Raw genomic sequence first — 24,598 nt, 5'->3', positions numbered from 1 at the left:
CCCCGCTCACGCGTATTTCGCCGAGGTCGCTTTCAGCACTTCGTAGTCTGCCTTCGCGTCGGCGCTCAGGTTCTTGACGGCGGTCGGCACGACGATGTCGAGATATTGCTTGGCGTCGGCGTCGCCGAGCGTCAGGGTCTGGCCGCCATTCTTCTCCCACGCGGCGCGCGCGTTAGCGACATCCTGCTCGCCCCAGGGGGCGCCGGCGGCATCCGCCTTGCGCGCCTCGTCGCGCACGGTCTTCGCGAGCGGGCCCAACTGCTCGAGGAAGTCGCCGTTGATCAGGCCCAGCATGACGATGAAGGTGCCGGGCAGCAGCGTCATGTTCTTCGAGATGTCGTAGTACTTGAGCGCCGAGAAGATCGTCGTGCCGGCATAGACGCCGTCGATCGTGCCGTTCTGGAACGCCGGCAGCACTTCGCCCAGCGACATGGCGATGGGCGAGGCGCCCAATTGCTTCAGCTGCTCGATCAGCAGCGCCGAGCCCGGCACGCGGATCTTCATGCCGTTGAAGTCGGCGAGCGTCTTGATCGGCTTGCGCGAGACGATGCCGACCGGCGAATGCATCATCGCCGTGATGACCTCGACGCCCTTGCCCTTGGCGATCGCGTTCAGGCGGTCGCGCACCGCCGGATCGGCATAGACCTTGGCACCCTGCGCCATGCTGGTGACGACGCCGGGCACCGCCAGCACGGCGAAGCGCGGCTCCAGCCCCTCGTAAACGCCGGACGCATTGAGCGCGACCTCGACCGTGCCCATGGTCACGCCCTCGATCGTCGTCTCGGCCGAGCCCAGCTGGCTCGCCGGATAGACGTTCGCCTTGATCTTGCCGCCGCTCGAGCTCTCGACGCCCTGCTTCAGCAGCGTCAGCCACTCCGTGTCGAGGTCGTTCGACGCGGTGGTGGTGAGCTTCATGGTGAAATCCTCGGCCCAGGCTCGGCGCGAGAGGCCGAGACTGGCGAGGCAGGCGAGACCCGAGGCGCTCCTCATGAGGGCGCGACGCGAGATTTCCATGACCAGATCCTCCCCAGATTCTTGGTTTTTCAATGGATGAGCCAGTGCACGCCGGCGAGCGACACGGCCGGCACGTAGGTGATGATCGCGAGCCCGACCAGATACACGAACACGAAGGGCACGATGCCGCGGTAGATCATGTTGAGCGGCAGCCGGAGCACGGTCTGCGCCACGAAGATGTTGATGCCGAACGGCGGGTGGAACAGGCCGATGCCGAGGTTGACGGCGAAGATGATGCCGAAATGCACGGGATCGACGCCGACCGCCTTCATGAGCGGCACCAAGAGCGGCGTCAGCAGCAGGATGGCCGAGATGCCGTCCATGAACGAGCCGACGAGCAGCAAGAGAATATTGATCGCGAGCAGCAGGCTCCAGACCGGCAGGTGCATGCCGGTCAGCCAGTGGGTGAGTTCCGCCGGGATCTGGTTCACCGTCAGCACCCAGCCGAACAGCACGGCGCAGGCGACGATGACCAGGATCTGGCCGGTGAAGACGGCGGTCGTCTCAGCGCAGTCGAACACGTCGCGCCAGCCGAGCTCGCGATAGATCAGCATCGGCACGCCCGCGGCATAGACGCAGGCGACGGCCGCAGCCTCGGTCGGCGTGAACACGCCGCCATAGATGCCGCCGAAGATGATGACCGGCGCGCCGAGCGCGGTCACGCCGCGCGCGGCGGCGCGGCCGAGTTCGCTCAGCACGAAGTCCTTGTCGCCGCCGATGCCGTTCCTCCAGCAGTACCAGACGACATAGGCGCAGAGCAGGAAGGTCAGCAGCAGCGCCGGAATGATGCCGGCGGCATAGAGGCGCGGCACCGATTCCTGCGCCGCCGTACCATAGACCAGAAGCGGGATGCTGGGCGGGATCACGACGTCGATGGCGCCCATCGAGGTCAAGAGCCCGGCCGAGAAGCGCATGGGATAGCCCGCCTTCATCAGTGCCGGCAGCATGGCCCGGCCGATCGTCGCGACCGAGGCGGCGCTCAAGCCCGACATGGCGCCGAACAGGGCCGAGGAGCAGACGGTCGTGACGCCGAGCCCGCCGGGCACGCGCCCGACGCCGGCATTGACGAAATTGACCAGCCGCTGCGCCACCGAACCGCGGCCCATGAGCTCGCCGGTGAAGATGAAGAACGGCACGGCGAGGAGCGTGTAGGCGTTGACCGCGCCGAACAGCGTCTGGTGCAGGATCGAGAGCGGCGTGTGCATGAACAGGAGCAGGGTCGCGATGACCGCCGTCAGCAGCACGAGGAAGATTGGGAAGCCCAGAAGCAGCAGCGCCACGGGCAGCACGCCCAGGACGAGGCTCATGGCGCTGCCTCCGGCAGCACGTCTTCGACCGGGCGTGGCGCCGGGGCGGCCTCGATCTCCGCGCGTACGAACAGCCGGACCAGCCCGACCAAGGTCATGAGCGTGAACGCGATGGCCAGCACGCTGTGCGGAATCCACATCGGGATGTGGGCATTCTCGCTATGGCTGCCGATGCGGAACATCTTGATCGTGTAGTTCCACGAGATCCAGGTCATGAGACTGCAGACCGCGACGCCGACCAGCGCCTCGGCGCCGTTCACCAGGCGGGCGAGCCCGGGCGGGAAGTGGCGCGTCAGCACGTCCATGCGCAGGTGCCGGCGGCGGATATGGGCGACGAGGCCACCGAGGAACGCCATCGAGATCATGAGGTAGATCTGGAACTCGTCGGCGCCGGTGATCGCGTGGTTGAAGCCGTAACGGCCGATGACATTCACCACGTTGACGATCACCGCCACGATGAGGGCGGCGCCCAGCAATCGGCTGAACAGCGTGGCGATGCCGTTCAGGGCACCTGGCGGCGGCGGTGTTCCCAACATGCTTCTTCGTTCCTCCCTTGTATCGTTTTTCTTTTGTTGTCTTGTGCCCCGGCTTCAGTCGAGACAGCGCTCGGCGCTCCAGCCGTAGAGCCATTGCAGGGCATCGTAGAATTGCGCCTGGGTCCGGCCGACCCAGAGCTGGTTGCGCACGAGCCGCTCCACCCCCTTGGCGTGATAGACCCGGCCCATCTCGCGCGCCGAATAGAGGACGCGCGCCGTGCGCGGGATCCGGACGGTCTCGTAGCGACGGAATGCCGCCTCGAAATCGAAATCGGCCTCGGCGATGGCGGCGCCGAGCGTCACCGCGTCCTCGAGCGCCATGCAGGCGCCTTGGGCGATGTATTGCGTCATCGGATGGGCGGCATCGCCCAGCACGGTGGCGCGGCCTTGGCTCCAGGCCGGCACTGGGTCGCGGTCGGCGGTCGCCCAGCGCCGCCAGGATTTCGGCCGATCGAGCATCTGGTGCGGGCGTGGGTGGATGCCTTCGAAATAGCTGAGCACCTCTTCCTTGCTGCCATCGCGCACGCCCCAGACTTCCTGCCCGCGGCTGTGGAAGGTCACGACCAGGTTGTACTGCTGGCCGCCGCGCAGCGGGTAATGGACCAGATGGCAGTTCGGCCCGGCCCAGACCACCGGCGCGTTGATCTGCAGCTCCTTCGGCATCTCGGCGATGTCGACGACCGCGCGATAGACGACATGGCCCGTGACCTTGGCCTCGTCGCCGATCAGGGTCTGGCGGATGACCGACTTGACGCCGTCGCAGCCGATGACCGCGTCGGCGCGATAGCGCTCGCCGCGCTGGTCGGTGACGGTGGCGCCGGTATCGTCGAGCTCGAGCTTTTCGACCAGGGTCGAGGTGCGGAAACGGATCAGCGGGTGGTCCCTGACCGCCTCGAGGATCGACAGGTGGATGTCGGCGCGATGGATGACGCCGTAGGGGTTGCCGAAACGCTCGCGGAAGGTGGGGCCGACGTCGATCGAGGCGACCTCGTGCGCGTCGACCGCGTCCATCAGGGTGAGGCGATCGATGAACACGGCGCGCGAGCGTGCGGCGGCGCCGACCCCGAGGCCGTCCAAGGCGGCAAACGCGTTGGGGCCGAGCTGGATGCCGGCGCCGATCTCGCCGATCGTCTCGCTGCGCTCCAGAAGCTCGACCGAAATGCCGAGCCGGGCCAGGACCAGGGCTGCGGCGAGACCGCCGATGCCGCCGCCGACCACGATGACTTTCCGTTCACTCATGAGGTCCTCCCTCACTCGGCCCTTGTTCTAGTCGTCTTGTTTTACTGGACGAAGTCCGGCTGTCGCTTCGGCGCCGCGGCGGCGAAGGCCGGCAATGCCATCGCGTGGCGATAGGCCGCCATCGTCTTCGGATAATCGTCGAAATTGCAGCCCATGCGCTCCGCGTTGGCGATCTGCGGCACGAGGCAGCAGTCGGCGAGCGTCGGTGCCGCGCCGAAGCAGAAGGGGCCGCTGCCGTAGCGCGCGAGCAGCCGTTCGACCGCCGCGAGGCCTTCGGCCACCCAATGCTTGTACCACGCGTCCTTCTCTTCGGCCGTGACGCCGAGCTTGTCCTGGAGATACTTCAGGATGCGCAGATTGTTGACGGGATGGATGTCGCAGGCGATGAGCGACGCAAGCTCCAGCACCCGGGCGCGCTCTGCCGGATCCTCTGGAATGAGCCGGGGCTCCGGGTGGTGCGCGTCCAGATAGTCGATGATCGCCAGCGACTGGCCGAGCGTGACGCCGTCGTCCGTGACGATCGCCGGCACGACGGCCGAGGGGTTGACCTCGGCGACATAGGCCGGGTCGCGATGGCCCCCGACACGGATATTGACCGGCCGGTAGTCGTAGTCGAGGCCCTTCAAGGCCAGCACGATGCGGACCCGGTAGGAGGTCGAGCTGTTGAAGAAGCTGTAGAGCTGCATGTGCGTCAGCCCTGGACCACGCGCGCCTGGATCGTGCCGAGACCGTCGATGCCGGTCTCGATCAGGTCGCCCGGGACGACGGCGCCGACGCCTTCCGGCGTGCCGGTATAGATGAGATCGCCCGGTTCCAGCCGGAAATAGCGCGACAGATCGGCGATCGTCTCCGGCACCGACCAGATCAGGTGGCCGATGGTGCTGTCCTGCTTCTTCGTGCCGTTGACGGTGAGCCAGATGTTGGCCTGCTGCACGCCCGGCACGGCGGCGGCCGGATAGAGTGGCCCGATCGGCGCCGAGGCATCGAACGCCTTGCCGATCTCCCACGGCCGGCCCTTTTCGCGCATGGCGATCTGCAGGTCGCGCCGGGTCATGTCGAGCCCGATCGCATAGCCCCAGACGTGGTCCAGCGCCGCCCCAAGCGGGATGTCGGCGCCGCCCTTGCCGATCGCGACGACCAACTCGGCCTCGTAATGATAATTGCTGGTCAGGCTCGGATAGGGCAGTTCCAGAATCTTGCCATGGGCGATCGGCAAGATCGTGTCGGCCGGCTTCGCAAAATAGAACGGCGGATCACGATCGGGGTCGAAGCCCATCTCGCGGGCGTGGGCGGCGTAGTTGCGGCCGACGCAATAGACCCGGCGCACCGGAAAACGGTCGGCGGTGCCGGCGATCGGCAGGAAGACGGGGGCGGGCGCAGGAACGACGAGCGACATGTTGGATCCGATGACAGAATGGAAAGGGGCGGCGCCAGCGCTCAGCTGCGCTCTTCGCGGAGCAGGTTGAGTGCCGCCTGCACCGGGCGGTCGGAGAAGCTGAACAGCACCGCGTCGTCGGAGGCCGCGAGCTGGACCGGTGCCCAGGACGGCACGACGAAGATGTCGCGCGGGCCGAACGGGAATTGCGCCTCGCCGATGCGCGCGGTGCCGCGGCCTTCGACGGCGCAGAACACGGTCGCGTCGGTCGAGCGATAGGTCCGGCCGCGGAAGCCGGCCGGCAGCAGCTGCATGAAGGTTGCCATCGTCGGCATCGGCCAGCCGCCGGTCGTCGGATTGACGTAGCGCAGCTTGACGCCGTCCCAGGCGTCGATCTCGCCGTGGCGATAGAGCCGGTCGAGCGCTTCGCGCGTGCGATCGTAGGGATAGCAGAAGATCGGCGAGGTCGGGTTCTCGACCCGGTGGCGCACCGGCGCCATGTTGTGGCCGAAGCGCGCGAAACTGTCACCCTCGGGCTTGGTCAGCGGCTGGACCGCTTCCGGGTAATTCTCGGCGAAGCCCACGTCGAGGCTGCGGATCAGCGGGATGTCGAGCCCGTCCAGCCAGACGACCGGCTCACCGCCCTCGGCCTCGACCGCGTTGCCGTGATCGTGCCAAGTCCAGGACGGCGTGATGATGAAGTCGCCGGGGTGCATCGGCGTGCGCTCGCCGTCGACCGCGGTCCAGGCGCTGTTGCCCTCGATGACGAAGCGCAGCGCCGACTGGGTGTGGCGATGGCTGGGCGCGATCTCGCCGGGCAGGATCAGCTGCAGCCCGGCATAGAGCGTCGACGTGATGCTGGAAGCACCCGCGAGGCCGGGGTTCTCCAAGACCAGCACCCGGCGCACGGCCTCTTCGGCGCTGATGATCTCGCCCGCCTGCATCACGAGCGGACGGACCTCGCCATAGTGCCAGATCGCCGGCACGGAGCGCGGCTGCGGCGCCTTCGGCACCAGGTTGTGCAAGGATTCCCAGAGCGGCGCCAGGTGATTGTGGCCGATCCGCTCGTAATAGCTCGCGCGCTCCTGGCGCACCGCGGCTCCGCTCATGCTGATCCTCCCTTTGGATAGGGTGCGGCGCCCTGGGCGCCTCCTGTTGCGGTCACCTTCGGCTCTCAGGCATGCTATGGAAAATGATTATTCGATCTAATCCATATATTTTTTCATATATCTAGGGAGGGTCGATGGACTGGACCGCACGGCTCAAGCTCCGGAACCTGCAGATGCTGCTGAGCCTCGCCCAGACGCAGAACATCAGCCGGTCGGCTGCGGCGCTTCACACGACCCAGCCGGGCCTGTCGAAATGGCTGAAAGAGCTCGAGGCCGACATCGGCCTGCCGCTGTTCGAACGCCATGCGCGCGGCCTGAAGCCGACGCCCTACGGCGAGGCGCTGATCGCGCATGCCCGGCGCATCGAGGCGCATCTCGACGGGGCGCGCGACGATCTGGCGGCGATGCGCAACGGCGGCAGCGGCCGGGTCGTGATGGGTGCCTCGGGCGCCTCCGCCTCCGACACGGTGCCGCTCGCGACGTTCAAGCTGATGCAGCGGCTGCCCCAGGCCTCGATCAAGCTGGTCGAGAGCACGACCGACCGGCTCCTGGGACTCTTGGGCGACGGCGAACTCGACGTCGTCGTCGGCCGGTCGAGTCGCAACCTGCCGGTGCTCGAGATCCGGACGGAGACGCTCTATGTCGAGCCGATCCATTTCGTCGCCCGGCCGCGCCATCCGCTGTTCGGCAAGGCGACGGTCGACTGGGACGATCTCTTCGCCTATCGCTGGCTCGTCTGGCCCAAGGGCACGCCGATCCGCGATTCGCTCGACGATGCGCTCGCGGCGGCGGGCCGGACCCTGCCGGCGCCCTACGTCGAATCGAACTCGGTCACGCTCAACCTGACGCTGCTCAACAACAGCGACATGATCGGGCTCGCCTCCCATCGCGCGGCGACGCGCTTCGCGCATATGAACGCGATGCGCATCGTGCCGCTCCGGCTGTCGGGCTTCGGCACCGTGACCATGTACTGGCGCGAGGATGCGGCGGGACGGGCGGCGGTCGCGGCAGCCCTCGACTGCCTGCGCGAGGTCGTGGCTGAGCAGTCGGGCCGCAAGGAGCGATAGCCCTTACGTAGTCCGAACTTGAGAGCAACCGGCTTCCCGGGCGTTGACCCCTTGAAGGAGGTCGATATGAAGCGGAGCGATGTTCTGATCGTCGGCGCCGGTCCCACGGGCCTGGTGCTGGCGCTCTGGCTGACCAAGCTCGGCGTCCGGGTCCGCATCGTCGACAAGACCGACGCGCCGGGCACGACGTCGCGTGCGCTCGCGGTCCAGGCCCGCACGCTCGAGCTCTATCGCCAGCTTGACCTCGGCGACGCGGTGTTCCAGCGCGCCCACAAGACGCCCGCGGTCAATCTCTGGGTCCGAGGCGCCCGCGCCGCCCGCGTCCCGTTCGAGAAGGTCGGGGCGGACCTGACGCCTTATCCATTCCTGCTGATCTTTCCCCAGGACGAGCACGAGCGGCTGCTGGTCGAGCGGCTCGCGGCCCAGGGTGTGACGGTCGAACGGGGCACCACGCTTGTGCATTTCGAGGCGCGGAACGGCACGGTCGACGCGCGCCTGCGCCATGCCGACGGCGGCGAGGAGGTCTGCAAGGCAAGCTATCTCGCCGGCTGCGACGGCGCGCGGTCGTTGGTGCGCGAGACGCTCGGCGTGGGATTTCCCGGCGGCACCTATCGCCAGCTGTTCTATGTCGCCGACATCGAGGCCGGCGGGCCTGCGCTCAATGGCGAGCTGCATATCGACCTCGACGAGGCGGATTTCCTCGCCGTCTTCCCGCTCGCCGCCGGGCGAGCCCGGCTGATCGGCACCGTACGGGACGAACGGGCCGACGATCCGGCGGCGCTCAGGTTCGAAGACGTGAGCGACCGCGCGATCCGCCACATGAAGGTCGACGTCCACCGGGTCAATTGGTTCTCGACCTATCATGTCCACCACCGGGTAGCCGAGCATTTCCGCAAGGGTCGAGCCTTCCTGCTGGGCGATGCGGCGCATATCCACAGCCCGGCCGGCGGCCAGGGCATGAACACGGGCATCGGCGACGCGATCAATCTCGCCTGGAAGCTTGCGGCGGTGCTGGGCGGGCGGGCGCAGGACGGTCTGCTCGACACCTATGAGGCGGAGCGGATCGGCTTCGCCCGGCGGCTCGTCGCCACGACTGACCGGGTGTTCAGCTTCGCCACCGCCGAAGGCGCGCTTGCCGACAAGCTGCGCACGCGCGTGGCCCCGCTGCTGATCCCGACAGTCGCCGGGTTCGAGGCCGCGCGCGACTATCTGTTCCGCACCGTGGCCCAGATCACGCTCAGCTATCGCGGCAGTCCGCTCAGCGCCGGCACCGCAGGGCATGTCCATGGCGGCGACCGCCCGCCCTGGGTGAGGGTCGATGGCATCGACAATTTCGCCGCGCAGCCCGCGATGCGCTGGCAGGCCCAGGTCTACGGCACGGCAGCGCCCGGTCTCGCCGACTGGTGCGCCGCCCATGACGTGCCGTTGCAGCAATTCGACTGGCGGTCGCAGTACGAGGCGGCCGGCCTCGAGCGCGGCGCGCTCTACCTGCTGCGCCCGGACAGCTACGTCGCCCTCGCCGAGCCGTCAGGCAACGGCAAGGCGCTCGAACGCTATGCCGCCGAGCGGAACCTCATCCTGGGCTCGCTGGACGCACGTCATCCGATCTGACGGCGGCGAGCGCGACAGCTCATTCCGATTTCGAAACAATTCAGGCGCTGAGGCGCACCGCCCGGTCCGTGGGAAAGGTCACGACGACCTTGGTGCCGGTGCCGACCTGGCTCGAGATCTCGACCGTGCCGTCGTGCATCTCGGTCAGCGCACGCACCAGCGGCAATCCCAGGCCAGTGCCGTCCGCCTTGCGGTTGCGGGCGTTGTCGGCCTGCCAGAACGCCTCGAACACATGGGGCAGATCGGCCTCGTCGATGCCGCAGCCATTGTCCTCGACGGTGATGACGAAGCCGCCGTCAGCGGCGGTCGCGGCAGAGAGTGCCACCGCGCCGCCGGGTGCTGTGAACTTGATGGCATTCGACAGCAGGTTCAGCAGAATCTGCTTGAGCCGCGTCGGGTCGGCACGCAGATAGGGCATGTCGGCGGCGACTGCCGTCTCGAGGGCGACCTTGCCCAGGAGCGCCTTGGCTTCAATGATGCCGGCGGCGGCACGGAATTCGGCGACGAGGTCGAGCGGCTCCTCATGCAGCACCAGGACGCCGGCCTCGACCTTGGCATAGTCCAGGATGTCGTTGATAAGATTGAGCAGATGGTGGCCGCCTTCCTCGATCCGGGCGGCGAATTCCTTGTACTTCGGGTTGCCGAGCGGGCCGAGCGCGCCGGCCCGCATCATTTCCGAATAGCCGATGATGGCGTTCAGCGGCGTGCGCAACTCGTGGCTCATGTTCGAGAAGAACGCAGTGCGCGCCTGGTTGGCGCGCTCGGCCTCGGCCCGCGCGGCTTCGAGCCGTTCCTCGATCGCCTTCTGCGGGGTGAAGTCGCGGATGGTCGTGACGATCTCGCGCGGGGCCTCCGCGCTGCCGCTGCGCAGATGCTGCATGACCAGATGCAGCCAGAGATAGACGCCGTCCCTGCGGCGGGCGCGATAGATGACGGAGGCGGTGGCCGCCCCCGAGCCGAGCCGGCGGAAGGCGTCGTCGACGAGATGCCGGTCTTCCGGATGGGCGAGTTCGCCGATCGGTTGCCCGATCAGCTCGTCGGGTGCATAGCCCAGGATCGGCAGGCAGGCGGGCGAGATATAGGTCGGGCGTCCCGCGAGATCGAGGCGGCCGATCATGTCGGTCGCATTATCGGCGAGCAGCCGGTAGCGCTCCTCGCTCGCATGCAGGTCGCGATAGGCCCGCTCGCGATCTTCGACGTCGCGGACCACGGCGTGCATCAGCAGCACCTGCCCGGTCGCCGGATCGATGATCGGGCTGCGCCGGACCTCGACCCAGCGATAGTTGCCGTCCCTGTGGCGCGTCCGATAGGTGCTCTGCGTCTTCAGGCCATGCTTGACGGTGCCGTCCCGCTCGCGGGCGACGCGCTCCGCGTCGTCGGGGTGGACGCACTCGGCGAAGCGATTGCTGAGATATTCCTCGACCGTGTAGCCGGTCAGCGCCAGGCACGAGGGCGAGACATAGTGGCGGCGGCCCTCGACGACGTTGAAGACGAGGATCATGTCGGTCGAATTGTCGGCGAGCAGCCGGTAGCGCTCCTCGCTCGCATGCAGGTCGTGATAGGCCCGCTCGCGGTCATCGACATCGCGCACGATCGAATGGACCAGCCGGACTCGACCGGTCTCGGGATTGAAGATCGGGTTGCGTCGGACGTCGACCCAACGATAGCTGCCGTCCTTCCGCTGCAGGCGATAGGTGCTGCGCGTCGCGGCTCCATTCTCGATCGTTTCCGCACGCTCGCGGGCGACGCGGTCGAAATCGTCGGGATGGACGCTTTCGACGAATCCGCCGTCCAGATACTCCTCTGGCGTGTACCCGGTCAGCGCGAAACAGGCCGGCGAGATATATTGGCGCCGCCCTTCCTCGACATTGTCGACGAGAATCATGTCGATCGAGCTGTCGGCCAGCAACCGATATTGTTCTTCACTCTCGCGCGCGACTGCTTCCGGTGCCATCCGAGCCTCAATACATTTCATAAGAAGGAGCTTGTTCACCACAGGTCGGGCAACATGACGGACACTTATGCGGCGTTGCGTCATGAACTGGCGTAGATCTATTTGCGCGTGTGCTGTTCGCTATATGCCTGGGGCGGGAAGTGCGATACAGCCGAGACGCGAGCTCTCAATTTATATGATAAAAATTTTACGAGGAGTAGGGCTGCTGCGCGCCCGGCTCGCCGGAAACAAGAATTTTGGTCATCTTGATTGCCAAGACAAAGCAATGGCTCGAGGAGATGCCGAACGGTTGCTCCGGGCGAGTCTTTCGAAGTGACGGCTCCCTCGGCGCCGGCAAGGCAACCGTCGGCCCGAGCATTGTGCGCTCGGTGGTTTTCGAGGCCGTCGGCCGCTGCGTTGCCAACCCGCAGCGGTCGGCCTCGCGCAACGCTCGGCTGTGCCCTTACGGCCGGAGGTGCTTAGGCCGCAGGCTCCTCCTCAGCGCCCGGGCTCCTCAGCGTCCCAGGCTCGTCTCGGCCGCGGCATTCCCTTGCTCCATCCGCTGGTCGAGCAGGGCCACGACCTGGCGCGCGTTGTTGTCCCAGGTGCGGTTGAGCTCAGCGATGGTCGCGCGCGCGGCATTGCCCAGACGCTCGCGGAGCGCCGGCTCCCGGCACAGGCGCAGGATCGCCTCGCCGAACGCTGCCGGCTCGGCCAGGTCGAACAGCAGCGCGTTCCGGTCGTGGGTCAGAATCTCGCGGATGTTGGACTGGTCCGGGGCAACGATGGCACGTCCGGCTTGGAGATATTCGAACAGCTTCAGCGGCGAGGCGTATTCCGTTGCCGCCGGCTGCAGCGCGATGTCGAAGGCGGCGAGATAGGCCGGCACGTCGCCATGGGGCAGGAAGCCGGTGATGGTCAGGCGGTCCGCCACGCCGAGCGCCTGGGCCTGGGCCTCGATCGCGGCGCGCGCCGGCCCGTCGCCGACGAGCAGCAGATGAACGTCCGCCGGTGCGGCCGGATGGGCCAAGAGCTCGACCACCCGGTCGAGCCCGTGCCATTCGCGCATGAAGCCGATGAAGCCCAGCACGGTCTTGCCCTCGAGCCCGAGCGGCAGTTTCGGCCGAGCCCCCTCGACCGGTTCCGGAATGTGCGACAGGTTGATGCCGTTCGGGATCACGACGATCCGCTCGTCGGGCACCCCCTTGGCCTGGACGTGGCGCGCGAGCGCGCGCGTCACCGGCAGGACGTAGTCGGCCGAGCGCCACGACAGGCGTTCGGTCCAATCGGCGAGCGCGGTCAGCGCCAGGCCGCCGTGCTCGCTGCGCTCCGCCACCATCGGGGAGTTCACTTCGAGCAGCACCGGCAGGCGCGTCAGCGCCGCGAGCCACACGCCGGTCGGCGTATAGAGATTATACCGCTCATAGAGCGCATCCGGCCGGAACCGCCGGTAGGCCGCGTAGAGCCGCGCGAACGCATAGAGGGAATAGCCGAACTCGAGGAGTTCGGCGCAGGCGCGCGGCAGCTTCTGCCGAAGCCAGGGGACCCAGCCCGTCCCCTTGCTCTCGCTGGGCTCGACCCGCGATTGCCGCGGCGCCACGACCAGCACCTCGTGGCCGAGCCCGCGCAGGGACGCGATCATTTCCTCGATATGCACGCGACAGCCATCGGCGGCCCGGGTGCGATGATGGTACAGAATTTTCATCGGATGACGACTTGCGCGCTCGGCATTCGGGAAAACGTCAATGGGACCGGAGTGGGCCACGGCCCTGTCGGCGCCGCCGTGCGGCAGGGGCGTAGTGTTACTTTGAAGCCGCGGTAACCGCAACGCACAAACATGTTCGTGCCCATCGATATTCTGTCGCCGTCCCCATCGCACAGGCTGTGATTCTGTTCACGATACCTGCGGCAGCTTGCCTGCCACCTTAAGCTTAAATTCACGTTGAGATGGTGAATTTGCCACAGTGATATCGTAAGCGTTGGAATGGGTGCAGTATTAGCGCCTTGCCTGCCTGTAAGATCTCCTGCGTCCGAACGAAGAAACGCGAACGGTGAGATGGCGTGATGATCGATGCGATGATCCGGCGAGTGCCACTTTCCATGTATAGGCCGTTTCGGCAGGCATGCCTGGATCTGCCGCGCCGGCATCCGGTCCGGGTCGCGGCGATCCTGCTGCTCAAGCGCGCGGCGCGCGCCCATGCCCGGCAACTGGCCGGACAGCTCGATGAAATCCGCCCGCTCGACGTGCCGGCCATCTCGTTCGAGGCGGTCGACTCGATGGTGATGGATGCGGTGTTCTGGTTCGGCGTGCGCGGCTACGAGGGCACCGTTCCCAGGGTCTGGACCTCGCTCTGCGAAGAGGCGCGCTCGGTACTGGAGATCGGCGGCAATGTCGGCCTGTTCACGGTGCTGGGCGCGCGGGCGACCACCGGAACCTACACCGTCGTCGAGCCTATTCCGGCGATCGCCGAGACGTTGCGGGCCAATCTGGCGCGCAACGGCCTCGCCAAGGTCGAGATGTTGCAGGCAGCGGCGATTGCCGGCGACGACACCCATGATGTCGTGCTCAATCTGCCCGACGAGGGGCGGCAGATGCCGGTCGGCGCGCATCTCATCGACGATGTCGAGGTCGCCGGCCGCAGCACCAAGGCCCATATCACCGTGCAGGGCCTGCCGATGCGCCGCCTGGCCCAAGGCCGGGACTTGATCAAGATCGACGCCGAGGGGATCGAGATGGCGTTGCTGTCCGATATCCATGGGCTGTTGGTCGAGACGCGTCCCACCCTGCTGATCGAGGTGCTGCCCGAGGCAAAACGGCTGGGCGAGTTGCTGGCGTCGCTGGCCCGTGAAGCCGGCTACCGCATCCATGTGCTGCCCGAATACGGTTCGGACGAGATCGTGTCCGTGCCGGCGGAGGATTTCACGTCGGACCTGCCGCGCCGCTACCATTCCAAGGACGTGGTGCTGTCTCGCGCGGCGCTTGCCTAGGCTCTGTCGTCGCGCACTTATCGTGCCTTGTCCTTGCGGGCATAGCGCCGCAACAGGGCGCCGAAGCGGTCTGAGAAGGCCCGCTCGGAACAACGCTCTTCCATGAAGCGTCGGGCTGCGGCGCCCAGGCGGGCGCAGGTCTCCGGTTCATCGATCAGCTGGCGGATCGCGGCCGCCAGGGCGTTGCGGTCGCCGCACGGCACGGTCAGGCAAGTTTCGCCCGGCACGATGTAATCGCGCATGGCCTCGGTTTCGCTAACCACCAGAGCTCGGCCCATGGCGCCGGCCTCGAGGATCGTGCTGACGCCGCTCGCATTCAGCGTCTCGCCGACCAACGGCACGACGACGAAGCGGCTTTGCGCATAGAGATCACGGAAGGCCGGGTAGTCGATGCGTTCGCGCATGATCTTCACGTTCGGCGGTACCGCGGCGCCGGGCGCGATGCGCTTGGTCTTGAGGACGAACTCCGCGGGCAAGCCGGCCGCCACGTCGAGGAGGCTATCGAAGTCGCGGCCGATGTCCTCGCCGACCGACAGGATGAAGCCGTCGGGCGAGGCCGGTACCGGCGTATAGAATGCCGTGTCGGTCCGGTGGCCGATCATCTCGACGCCTTCGGTCCGGCCCCAGCGGCTGGCGATGTAGGCCTTCTGGTTCGTCGACAATACGAACAAGCCGGCGACGCGCGGGATCACACGGTTGAGCACGAACTCGCGAAGCTTCCAGGTGTCGCTGAGCGCCACGTCCCAGATCACGACCGGCACGCGGAAGAAGAACAGCGCGCGCAGCAGCTCGAGCGGCAGCGCGCCGCCTTCAAACACGACAATGGCGATATCGGCTTCGCGCCAGGCCGTCAACACGTGCAACGCCCGGAGCGGGTCCAGCGTCTGCAGCAGCGGATGCTTGCCGCCGAAGGGGTTGAGCGGCCTCTTCCCGGGATCGAGCAGGATCAGGTCGATGCCTTGCGCGGCAAGCTGCCGGTCCAGCTCCATCGGATCCGGTCCGCTGCCGTTCCGCCACCGGTCACGCTCGGGCTTCCAAGGGAAGGGCGGCATCAGCAGTGCCCGCAACCGCCGGCCGTTTGACCGCTCCCGATCGAGCGGCATCGGGGTTTGTTCCATCTCGTTCGGCATCTTGCTCTTCACTGCGGTACGTTCGCTCATTTCGGAGTCCGCAAAATCTGTAACAGCCTTAGATCTGCGGATTTTAGTGGGGCGTCTCTTTCGAAATCTTAATATGCACGGTATTGTTTCGAGAAATTTTCAGGTCATCGCAATTCTCAAATCTGATTTTATGGTGGGGCTATGCGTGCGTCATCATTCTTCGTGCAGAAGCTCAAGGGGCATTTTGCCGGATCGAAGTATTTCTTTATCTTGATGATCGCGGTAATCGAGACGAGCGGCAGCGCCGAGGCGAGGATACTGGCCGTTGGTCCCGACGCGGAGTTCAAGCGGCCGAGCGATGCGGTCGCCGTCGCCGCCGACGGGGATGTCATCGAGGTGGCGCCCGGCGAATATTTCGATTGTGCGATCATTCGGCAAAATCAGCTGGTGATTGAGGGCGCCGGAGCCGGTGTCGTGCTGACGGACAGGACCTGCGAGGGCAAGGCGCTGCTGATTGCGCGCGGCGGCGATCTTACGATCCGCAACCTGACCTTTGCACGGGCCCGGGTGCCAGGCGGGAACGGCGCCGGCATTCGCGTGGAGCGCGGCAATCTCGCGGTCGAGCACTCCCGCTTCATCGACAACGAGACCGGGATCCTGGTCGACGATCTGCCGCGGAACGCGATCCGCGTGTCCGACAGCGTGTTTGAAAAGAACGGGCGGTGCGAGGCGACCTGCGCCCACGGCATCAATGTCGGCCAGGTGGCGCTGCTCAGCATCGACAGCACGCGGATCGCCGGCACGCGCGGCGGGCACCACATCAAGTCGGGCGCACTGCGCACGGAACTCATCGCCGACGACATCGAGGACGGGCCGGAGGGCACCGCCAGCTTTCTGGTCGAGTTGCCGAACGGCGGCGATCTGCTGATGGAAAAGAACAGGCTGCAGAAGGGGCCGCGCAGCACCAACCCACAGGCCGCTGTGGTGATCGATGATGGGGAGACCCAGTTGAAGACGAAAAATCTCGTCTTTCTCGACAACAAGTTCGCAAACGAGACCGGCGGGCACACCGTATTCCTGCGGAATTTCAGCGACCTCGATCCGATCTTCAACGGCAATGTGATGAGCGGCGATACGACCGGCATCTCGAGCCGGGGCTACCTGCTGCACAAGGTGCGCGAGGTTATGTGGGAGACCAAGGGCTATATGCGGTCTCTGGTTCAGCGGGTGCGCGCCCTGGTGAAATGACTGGAACGGCGGAGGGCGGATCGCACGCTTGATCGCCGCCGGGTTTCACGACGCCTGGCCAGCCGTCGCTATCCGGTCATTCTTACGCCGTAGCCGAAGCAATCGCCTGCCCATGCGAATCATCGGGTCTTCGACGGTATGGAAGGTGATGGCCGATAGCCCATAGGTCGTCGAAACGGTCGCGAGCCAGAGCGCGAAGCATGAGAAGATGGCCCGCCAGCCGGTAGCATCAGTATCGAATAGAATTGGAAGCAGCCGCGGCAGCTCGTGAAGCACTGCAAAGTGGAAAAGGTATGCGCTGAAGCTGACCTTTCCGAGTTCGCAGGCGAAACGGTTGACGAAAGGGCTTCGCGGGCTGGTCGCCATCGCTGCGACGATCACGACAAAGATCAGCGACGCGACGAGAAAGGTCGGTATCAGCAGTGGGAACGAGAACGGAAGCCGCTCAGGAAAGGGCAGGGCCGTGGAGATGGCGCACGCTCCGAGGCACGCGCATATGATGGCCGCGCTGTGGCGGCGCAGCGCTGCCGAAATCCAGCTCAGCGGGTTCGCCTGCACCCACAGAAGGATGAAATACAGCACCGTTCCCAAAGCGAAAACGGAGATCTGGTTGGGAAACCAGAAGTACAGGAAATTTTGGACCGCCGTTGTGCTGTAATTGTCGCGCAACGCTTGTTCCATGACCGGGTTGACCACGCATCCGGCCAGGACCGCCAATCCGCAGAACAGCAACGCGGCGCGCATCGAACGGACCAGCGCGGCCATCAAGGGAAACATGAAGTAGAACATGAACTCGACGCTGATGCTCCAGCCGCCGGGAACAACATTCCAGCGATCCAGAACCGTCGGCGCCAGGGCCGGGTGCCACGCGTTGACGAATGCTAATGCCGCCAGCAGCTGTTTCAGATCAAAGCCGGTTGGCGGCGGCTCGACCAAGAAGTAAAAGAGCGCCGCCAGATAGTACATTGGCGAAATACGAAACATTCGGCGGACGTAAAAATCCAGTGCGCTGGCGCGGCCATCGGTCTCTTCCGAGCGCCAGGACATGAGCAGCGTGACGCAACTCATCAAGAAGAACAGCTGAACACCGTTCCAGCCGAAATTTGTCAGTCTTTTGAGCGGGTAGGGCAACTCCGCGAACGCCGTGCCCGTGTGAGCGGTGATCACGAATAGAACGGCGTACCCTCGGAGTGCATTAATAAATGCGAATCTCCTGGTCCGCGGCACCGCTCGTTCTCTCGGAACGTCCCCCGTCGTTTCTTGGGGGGTGATCGATGGCTGGCCTTGGTGCAATGGCGACCCGGCGTCAGCGACGAACGATGGGGCACCGTCCTTCATCGCGCTTCAGGCCTGGGCCCGGCAGCGCATCTCCAAATCCGATGCTGCCGGGGCCGCCTGTGGGGCGCGTCTCACCGCGCGCCCGTGTTCCAGATGACGACGCGCAGCGTCTGCAGCAGGATCAGCGCATCGCGGATGATGCTGTAGTTCTTAATATAGTAGAGGTCGTATTCGAGCTTCTTGCGCGAATCCTCGACCGAGGCGCCGTACGGATAATTGATCTGGGCCCAGCCGGTGAGGCCGGCGCGCACGGAATGGCGCAGGTCGTAGAGCGAGATGGCTTTCGACAGCTGCGCCGTGAACACCGGGCGCTCCGGCCGCGGCCCGACCAGCGACATGTCACCCAGGATGACGTTGAACAGCTGCGGGATCTCGTCGATGCGCGACTTGCGCAGGAACGCGCCGACCTTGGTGACGCGGCTGTCGTTGACGCTCGCCCATTGCGCGCCGGCCTTCTCGGCGTCCTGACGCATCGAGCGCAGCTTGATCAGGCGGAAGGCGCGGCCGAAGCTCGTCACCCGCTCCTGCCGGTAGAAGATCGGCGCGCCGCTTTCGATATAAACCGCGAGCATCGCGGCCAGCAGGACCGGGCAGGTCACCGCCAGGATGAAGAGGCTGAGCGTGATGTCGAATACGCGCTTGATGGCGATGTCGAGCGCACGCCGCTGGAAGCCGTGGGAATAGACGAGCCAGGAGAGCTCGAGCCAGCGCAAATCGACACGGCCGGTCTCACGCTCGATGAAGGTCGCGAACTCGGTAACCGGGATGCCGGCGGCCTTGCACGCCAAGAGCCGCTTGATCGACAGGCCGCGCCGCTCGTCGACCGCGACGACGATCTCGTCGACGCCGAGCTCCTCGGCCAGTTCCTCGATCGACTTGTTGCCAACGGCGATGATCGCGGTGCTGGACACGGTCTCGGCCGGGCTCGAGATGGAATCCGCGATACCAAGCACGCTCTGCGGCACGAACATCAGGTTCGACACCGCCTTGTGGGTCGCCTGGTTCATGAGCGACTGGAGGTAGGCGCCCCGCTGGCCGGTGCCGATCACGAGGATGCGTCGCCGGAACCAATGGCGGCGGATCATGAAGTAGAACAGCATCCGGCTGGCGCTCGCGGCACCGAACGAGATGCCGGTCGTGGTCAGCACGATAATCGCGCAGGCGCTGATGCTGCGGAACACCGCGGCGTTCGAATAGACCGCGGCGAGACCGTAGTGCAGATAGAAGAACAGCAGCCCGCCGGTAAAGATCAGCGCGACGGGGACGCGCGACATCGAGCCGATAGGATTGATCAGCGTGTCCTGCCGGAAGCAGCCGACGGCATAGAGGAACAGGATGTTGGTCAGGATATAGGGCGTCAGGAATGCTCCCGCCTGCCACGCAGAGGCGAGTTGGAGCCGCTCGTAGACCTCGCCGAATATCAGCGCTTGGGCGAGGACGAGTGCCGCGAAGTCCAAAAGCGCCAAAACGAAACTGGAATTCGGTATATATCGCTGGTTGACAAACATTTTCTTGATCCACCGTGCTTATCGAAGCGGCGTCGACAAAGCGTTTTCAGCGCGAAATCCGCCACCCCTGAAGCGGAGTGAGCGTGAGAAAGGCATGTTCGTTATGGCCCAACACTTATCATAAAAAGCCTTCAAATTATGTTAATTTCGTGGGCGGCTTCAAAAGGTCTCGACAACGTCAGCAGGCTTCGATTCTGCGCCGCATCGCCGCGGCGCAAAAGATGCGGCCACGAGCGTTGCCGTGATGCCAAATATTTGTAAAAATTTTGCGTCAAAATCGCTGTGACCGAATTCACTCGACTATTATGTCCATTGCGTCTGCTGCATGGGACGAGGCCGGCCTCTTGGCGCGACGGGGCATGCCCTCGATATTTTCGCCTACGCAACGGTGCCGTGTGACGCCCATGAGCGCGACGGCCGACTAGTTTCCACCACCGTTTGCAAAAATATGCCGATCCAGGCGGTCGAGCGTGCTGTCCCAGGAAAAGCGCTCGAGCACGAATGCCCGGGCGGCGGCGGCGATCGGATGACTGGTCGCCGGGTCGAGGGCGGCGAGCGTTCGGGCGAGGAAGGCCGCCGGCTCCCGCTCGGCCGTGAGCACCTCGCGGCCATCGGCCGCGGCAATGCCTTCAAGCCCCTCGGGCGAGACGACGACCGGCCGGGCCATTGCCATCGCCTCGAGGATCTTGTTCTGGATGCCGCGCGCGATGCCCATGGGGGCCACGACCGCATCGGCGCCGGCCAGATACGGCCGGACGTCGGGCACGCGCCCGGTCACCTCGATGCCGGGCCGTCCGGCGAGCTCCTGGACCCGCTTGTCGGGGTTGAGGCCCACGATCTGGAAGCGCGCCTCGGGATGCCGCGCCTGCACGCCGGGCAGGATATGATCGGCGAACCAGACGACGGCTTCGACGTTGGGCCAATAGTCCATGGCGCCGGTGAAGACCAGGCGCGGGCGAGGGGACGACGCCGTCGCGTCCGCCGAGCCGACCTGGCCTGGGTCGAAATAGGCTGAATCGACCCCGTTGGAAAGGGCGTGGACCCGGCCGGCGCTTTCCGGCGCCAGGCCGCGGAACAGCTCGGCCTCACGGTCCGAAACGAACAGGCTGATGTCGGCGCGTTCGGCCACCCGGCGGTCATGGGCCAAGAGCTTCCGCGCCTCGCGCCGATAGATCCAGCCGGCGGCACCGTGCTTGGTCTCGGCATAGGCAGCCCATTTCATCGCGTCGACGTCGACGAAATCCATGGCGAAGCGGCGCGGCCGCATCGGTCCTTCGGGGACGTACTGCGCCATGGCGGACGAGAACACGAAGACCGCATCCGCCGGCGTCCGGGCGAGTGTGCGCGCGACCCAGGCGGCGAGCCGCCGGTCACGGTAGAACGGCACGGACAGCGGCAGATCGTCGATCAGCCCGCTGGCGCTCCGGAGCGTCGCCCAACGCCGCGTGAGCGGCGCCAGGAACAGCTCCGCACAGTGGGCCTTGAGCGGCTCGGCATATTGCCAGTCCGCCGGATCGTCGACGAAGCTGCCGACGCGCACGGTATGGCGCTCCGCCAAGTGCCGCAGGATGTTGAACGAGCGGATCTTGTCGCCCTTGTTCGGCGGAAACGGAATCCGCTGGCACAGGAACAGCACTTCGGCCATGTCGATGGACCTGTCGGCCTCGGGTCAGGTGCGGATCGACAGCGAGTTCATCAGCTCGTAGAGCGTCGGGCGACTGATGCCGAGCAGCTTGGCCGCGGCCGAGACATTGTCGCCGGCGAGCGCCAGCGCGCTTGTCACCGCCTCGCGGTCGGCCCGCTCGCGCAACTCGCGCAGCGACGGGAAATGCCCGGCGCTGATGCCGAGGTCGGCCGCGGTGATGAGGTCGCCGGCCGCCAGCACGAGCGCCCGCTTCACCCGGTTCTCGAGCTCGCGCACATTGCCCGGCCATTGATAAGCCGACATGGCCGCAAGCGCGTCGGGTGCGAAGCCTTTGACGGCGCGGCCGAGCGTGCTGTTGAAGCGCTCGAAGAAATAGCGGGCGAGCAGCACCGGGTCGCCCATGCGGTCGCGCAGCGGCGGGATATGCAGTTCGATCTCGCTCAGGCGATAGAACAGGTCCTCGCGGAACGCACCGGCCGTGATCATCTCAGCCAGGTTCCGGTTGGTCGCGGCGATGACGCGCACGTCGACCGCGATCGAATTGCGCCCGCCGACCCGCTCGACCACGCGCTCCTGCAGGAAGCGCAGGAGCTTGCTCTGCAGCGCCATCGGCATGTCGCCGATCTCGTCCAGGAACAGGGTCCCGCCGTTCGCCTGCTCGAACTTGCCGATGGTCGTCTTGACGGCGCCGGTGAAGGCGCCCTTCTCGTGACCGAACAGCTCGCTTTCGAGCAGGTTCTCCGGCACCGCCGCGCAATTGATCGCGATGAACTTGCCGGCCGCGCGCGCACTGTTGTCGTGAAGCGCGCGCGCCAGCACTTCCTTGCCGGTTCCGCTCTCGCCGGTCAGCAGCACCCGGACGTCGGCCGGCGCCACGCGCTCGACGACCCGGCAGACCTCGAGCATCGCCTGGCTGCCGGCAATGACGCCGGGCAGCGCGCCGCGCGCCTGGATCTGGGCCAGGCGCTGATTTTCCAGCTCGAGCGCATGGAGATGCACGGCACGCTGGGCGATCAGGCGCAGAACGTCGATGTCGACCGGCTTCGGATAGAAGTCGTAGGCGCCGATACGGATCGCTTCCAGCGCGTGGCGCCGCTCGCCGTTGCCGCTCGACACGATCACCTTGGTCGTGGGGCGGAACGACAGGATCTCTTCAAGGATCGCGAGCCCCTCGGACGCGCCGTTCGGATCGGGCGGCAAACCCAGGTCCAGGATCGCGACCGCCGGCTCCGACCGCCGCACGATCGTCATGGCATTCGCCCGGTCGCCGGCGACCTCGACCTCGTAATGGTCCGAGAGGGCCCATTTCAGCTGTTTCTGGATGCCGAGATCGTCCTCGACGATCAGCAGGGAAGGGAGCTTGTCCGCGCGACTCATTGCATTTGAACCGTAATGTTTTCGATCTGGCCGTGTCTATAGCAGACCGCTCGTCCGGGACGCGTGACGAGACGGAGACTATTGGCGTCGGGCCCGACGGGATGAGAGCTGGCGTGCATCGTCACGCCTCGGTTGCCGATGCGTGCTCAGGCTGCGCACGCAGGTAGATCTTGAAGCAGGTTCCAGCGCCCGGCGTGCTCTCGACCTCGAGCCGGCCGCCCATGGCGCGCACCAGCTCCCGGCATTGGAAGGCGCCGAGGCCGTAGCCGTCGGACTTGCCGGAGACGAGCGGGCGGAACAGCTGCTCGCGGATGAATTCTTCCGACATGCCGGGCCCGTCGTCTGCGACCGAGATGACCGCCCGATCCTCCTCGGCGGCGATCGCGAGCGTGATGCGCCCGTCGGGGCCGGCCGCCTCGACGGCGTTCTGCAGCAGATGGTCGAGCACCGCCCCGAGGTCGGTCGGCGACAGCGCTGCCTGCAAAGTTTCGGCCGCGGCGATATCCGTCACCAGGCCGGAATGCTGCCGCGCCCAACGCCGCGCGACGGGGATCATCACTTGGGCCAGGTCGTGCGTCGCCGGCAGCTGAGGCGCCTCGGTGGCCGGGTGCGGCTGGGCCGCCGGTTCGGGCTGGGTGTCGGCCTTGATCTGCTGCAGCAGCGTGGTGAGGTTGGCGACCGAGTTCGCGACGGTCTCGAGCATGTCCTTCTGGAATTCGGGATTGCCGGCGAACCGCTCCGCGTTGCGCAGCATGAGCGCCATCTGGCTGACGACATTCTTGATGTCGTGAATGATGAAGGCGAAGCGGCGGTTGAACGCCTCGAGGCGCCGAGCGTCCGACAGGTCGTTCAGCACCTTCTCTTCGGTCATGTAGCCGGCGGCGTGATGGCCGACGGTCTTCAGGATGTCGTAGTCCTCCCAGATCAGCGACCGCTGGGCCCGGGGCTCGCCGAGCACGACGAAGCCGCTCATCCGCTCGCGGCTGCGCAGCGGAACGATGAGCCAGGCGCGCGGATGGCTCGCGAGCCAGTCCGGGAGCTCGAGATTGGGATAGCGCTCGGGCTTCGCTTGATATTCGTAGAGGTCGATGATCGCGCCCGTCTGCTCGAGATAGGCGACGAGCGAGGCTGCGAGCGGCACCGCCGGCAGGCGCTGCGCCCCCATGTTCCAGGCCTCGGACAAGAGGAACGCGCGGTCCTCGTCGCTGCGCTGCCAGAGGGCGCCGCAGGTCGCCTCGACGATGTCCGCGATGCCCTTGATGATGCGCAGATGCAGGTTCGTCTCGGTCACGTCGTGGGCGACCGTCTGGATGAAGCGCAGCCACTCCTCGCGATAGTCGTAGCGCAGCGAGAAGAAATTCTTGGCGATGAAGACCTTGAGCTTGGCGCGCGCGGAGGCGGACGCGAGGAGCATCGGCAGCAGGATGAGCGCCGCAAAGCCGAACGCGACTTGCGGCAGTTCGCCCCATGCCGCGCCCAACTGGCGGATCGCATAGCCGGCGAGCGCCATCGTCATGAAATAAAGGCCGACGAGGATCAGGGCCGCCGAATGGAACACGCCCTGGCGCGACAGGCGGATCCGCCGCCGGAAGCCGCGCAGGCGCGCCGTCGAGATCATCAGCAGCGGGGCGCACAGCGCATAGACGAAGAAGCGGACGTGTGCCAGCGTCGGGTTGAGCTGCCGCAGCAGCAGACCTTCGGCATAGAAATAGAGGTTGAGCCCCAGGATCGCGCCGATCCCGATCGCGGCATGCTTGATGGCCCAGGAATCCTCGCTGGACGCCGTCCGGATGATCTGTTCGAGCTCGACCAGGCCGACCACGAGGATCCAGATGAGGGCGATCACGGCAAAGAGGTTCGGGTCCGGTCCGACGAGCCAGCCGATGCCGATCGAAAGGATCACCGGCGGCGCCAGCTTGAGGGCGAGCAGGCGATAGCCGCTGTTCTGCGTCAGGTTGCAGCGGAACAGGCCGAGCAGGCCGACCCAGGCCGCGAGATGGGCGACTTCCGCGGTCCAGACGACCGCCGGCGTGGCGCCGAGCCAAGGGGCCGCCATCCGCAGAAGCGTCAGCAGCGGCGGCACGCCGGCCGCCATGCGCTCGATGCGCGAGCGCTTCTTGGGCATCGCCATCTGCAGCGTCAGCCCCAGGAACAGGAGCCCGCTCAGGACGTTGCTGATGATCTCGTACGACGGTTGAGGCAA

19 protein-coding genes are annotated in these 24,598 nt (G+C 66.1%); 4 read left to right on the top strand and 15 right to left on the bottom strand.

Going from position 1 to position 24,598, the window contains the following annotated elements:
* Positions 1 to 6: 6 nt before the first annotated feature.
* The 7 genes from IEY58_RS07895 to gtdA are packed head-to-tail and all read right to left on the bottom strand — an operon-like array spanning position 7 to position 6,580.
* Positions 7 to 1,014: a TRAP transporter substrate-binding protein gene (locus IEY58_RS07895; protein ID WP_189044308.1), complete on the bottom strand. Its 1,008-nt coding sequence runs from the start codon at positions 1,012 to 1,014 to the stop codon at positions 7 to 9.
* A gap of 29 nt (positions 1,015 to 1,043) precedes the next feature.
* Positions 1,044 to 2,321 (bottom strand): TRAP transporter large permease, encoded by a 1,278-nt coding sequence (locus tag IEY58_RS07890; RefSeq protein ID WP_189044306.1) that lies wholly within the window; start codon positions 2,319 to 2,321, stop codon positions 1,044 to 1,046.
* Positions 2,318 to 2,857, bottom strand: a complete 540-nt coding sequence (locus IEY58_RS07885) for a TRAP transporter small permease (protein WP_189044304.1) — start codon at positions 2,855 to 2,857, stop codon at positions 2,318 to 2,320. The genes IEY58_RS07890 and IEY58_RS07885 overlap by 4 nt, the downstream gene beginning before the upstream one ends.
* A gap of 54 nt (positions 2,858 to 2,911) precedes the next feature.
* Positions 2,912 to 4,096, bottom strand: a complete 1,185-nt coding sequence (locus tag IEY58_RS07880; protein WP_189044302.1) for a 3-hydroxybenzoate 6-monooxygenase — start codon at positions 4,094 to 4,096, stop codon at positions 2,912 to 2,914.
* A 41-nt stretch (positions 4,097 to 4,137) separates the two neighbouring features.
* The gene (gene maiA, locus IEY58_RS07875; protein ID WP_189044300.1) at positions 4,138 to 4,782 is read right to left on the bottom strand and encodes a maleylacetoacetate isomerase; all 645 of its coding nucleotides are present in this window, start codon (positions 4,780 to 4,782) and stop codon (positions 4,138 to 4,140) included.
* A gap of 5 nt (positions 4,783 to 4,787) precedes the next feature.
* Positions 4,788 to 5,492, bottom strand: coding sequence for a fumarylacetoacetate hydrolase family protein (locus IEY58_RS07870; RefSeq protein WP_189044298.1), 705 nt, complete (start codon positions 5,490 to 5,492; stop codon positions 4,788 to 4,790).
* Between the two features lie 41 nt (positions 5,493 to 5,533).
* A complete protein-coding gene (gtdA, locus tag IEY58_RS07865) occupies positions 5,534 to 6,580 on the bottom strand; it encodes a gentisate 1,2-dioxygenase (RefSeq protein WP_189044296.1) in 1,047 nt (348 codons plus the stop codon).
* Positions 6,581 to 6,714: 134 nt separating this feature from the next.
* On the opposite strand from gtdA, the gene IEY58_RS07860 reads away from it, so the two are divergent.
* Together IEY58_RS07860 and IEY58_RS07855 are read left to right on the top strand one after the other, a co-directional pair.
* A complete protein-coding gene (locus IEY58_RS07860) occupies positions 6,715 to 7,647 on the top strand; it encodes a LysR substrate-binding domain-containing protein (protein WP_189044294.1) in 933 nt (310 codons plus the stop codon).
* 66 nt (positions 7,648 to 7,713) lie between these two features.
* Positions 7,714 to 9,258, top strand: coding sequence for an FAD-dependent oxidoreductase (locus IEY58_RS07855; RefSeq protein ID WP_189044292.1), 1,545 nt, complete (start codon positions 7,714 to 7,716; stop codon positions 9,256 to 9,258).
* 40 nt (positions 9,259 to 9,298) lie between these two features.
* On the opposite strand, the gene IEY58_RS07850 is transcribed toward IEY58_RS07855, so the two are convergent.
* Positions 9,299 to 11,212 (bottom strand): PAS domain S-box protein, encoded by a 1,914-nt coding sequence (locus IEY58_RS07850; protein WP_189044290.1) that lies wholly within the window; start codon positions 11,210 to 11,212, stop codon positions 9,299 to 9,301.
* Between the two features lie 493 nt (positions 11,213 to 11,705).
* Positions 11,706 to 12,896 (bottom strand): glycosyltransferase family 4 protein, encoded by a 1,191-nt coding sequence (locus IEY58_RS07845; protein ID WP_189044288.1) that lies wholly within the window; start codon positions 12,894 to 12,896, stop codon positions 11,706 to 11,708.
* Between the two features lie 395 nt (positions 12,897 to 13,291).
* On the opposite strand from IEY58_RS07845, the gene IEY58_RS07840 reads away from it, so the two are divergent.
* Entirely contained in the window at positions 13,292 to 14,179 is an 888-nt protein-coding gene (locus IEY58_RS07840; RefSeq protein ID WP_189044286.1) for an FkbM family methyltransferase, read from the top strand.
* A 17-nt stretch (positions 14,180 to 14,196) separates the two neighbouring features.
* Here IEY58_RS07840 and IEY58_RS07835 read toward each other — a convergent pair whose 3' ends face one another.
* Entirely contained in the window at positions 14,197 to 15,339 is a 1,143-nt protein-coding gene (locus tag IEY58_RS07835; protein WP_189044284.1) for a glycosyltransferase family 4 protein, read from the bottom strand.
* A gap of 162 nt (positions 15,340 to 15,501) precedes the next feature.
* Here IEY58_RS07835 and IEY58_RS07830 point away from each other — a divergent pair, with 162 nt between their 5' ends.
* Positions 15,502 to 16,527: a right-handed parallel beta-helix repeat-containing protein gene (locus tag IEY58_RS07830; RefSeq protein ID WP_189044282.1), complete on the top strand. Its 1,026-nt coding sequence runs from the start codon at positions 15,502 to 15,504 to the stop codon at positions 16,525 to 16,527.
* A gap of 45 nt (positions 16,528 to 16,572) precedes the next feature.
* On the opposite strand, the gene IEY58_RS07825 is transcribed toward IEY58_RS07830, so the two are convergent.
* The 5 genes from IEY58_RS07825 to prsK all read right to left on the bottom strand — a co-directional run bounded on the left by IEY58_RS07825 (position 16,573) and on the right by prsK (position 24,598).
* Positions 16,573 to 17,865, bottom strand: a complete 1,293-nt coding sequence (locus tag IEY58_RS07825) for an acyltransferase family protein (RefSeq protein ID WP_268237554.1) — start codon at positions 17,863 to 17,865, stop codon at positions 16,573 to 16,575.
* A gap of 71 nt (positions 17,866 to 17,936) precedes the next feature.
* Complete coding sequence (locus tag IEY58_RS07820) at positions 17,937 to 19,331, bottom strand: TIGR03013 family XrtA/PEP-CTERM system glycosyltransferase (RefSeq protein ID WP_189044278.1); 1,395 nt, start codon at positions 19,329 to 19,331, stop codon at positions 17,937 to 17,939.
* Positions 19,332 to 19,794: 463 nt separating this feature from the next.
* Positions 19,795 to 21,018 carry a TIGR03087 family PEP-CTERM/XrtA system glycosyltransferase gene (locus IEY58_RS07815; protein WP_189044276.1) on the bottom strand — a complete coding sequence of 408 codons (1,224 nt, stop codon included), beginning with the start codon at positions 21,016 to 21,018 and terminating at the stop codon, positions 19,795 to 19,797.
* Positions 21,019 to 21,042: 24 nt separating this feature from the next.
* Entirely contained in the window at positions 21,043 to 22,395 is a 1,353-nt protein-coding gene (gene prsR / locus IEY58_RS07810; RefSeq protein WP_189044274.1) for a PEP-CTERM-box response regulator transcription factor, read from the bottom strand.
* Between the two features lie 121 nt (positions 22,396 to 22,516).
* Complete coding sequence (prsK, locus tag IEY58_RS07805) at positions 22,517 to 24,598, bottom strand: XrtA/PEP-CTERM system histidine kinase PrsK (RefSeq protein WP_189044273.1); 2,082 nt, start codon at positions 24,596 to 24,598, stop codon at positions 22,517 to 22,519.

The organism is Aliidongia dinghuensis, from assembly GCF_014643535.1.
Lineage (GTDB): Bacteria > Pseudomonadota > Alphaproteobacteria > ATCC43930 > CGMCC-115725 > Aliidongia > Aliidongia dinghuensis.
This window is presented reverse-complemented; position numbering and strand designations above follow the sequence as displayed.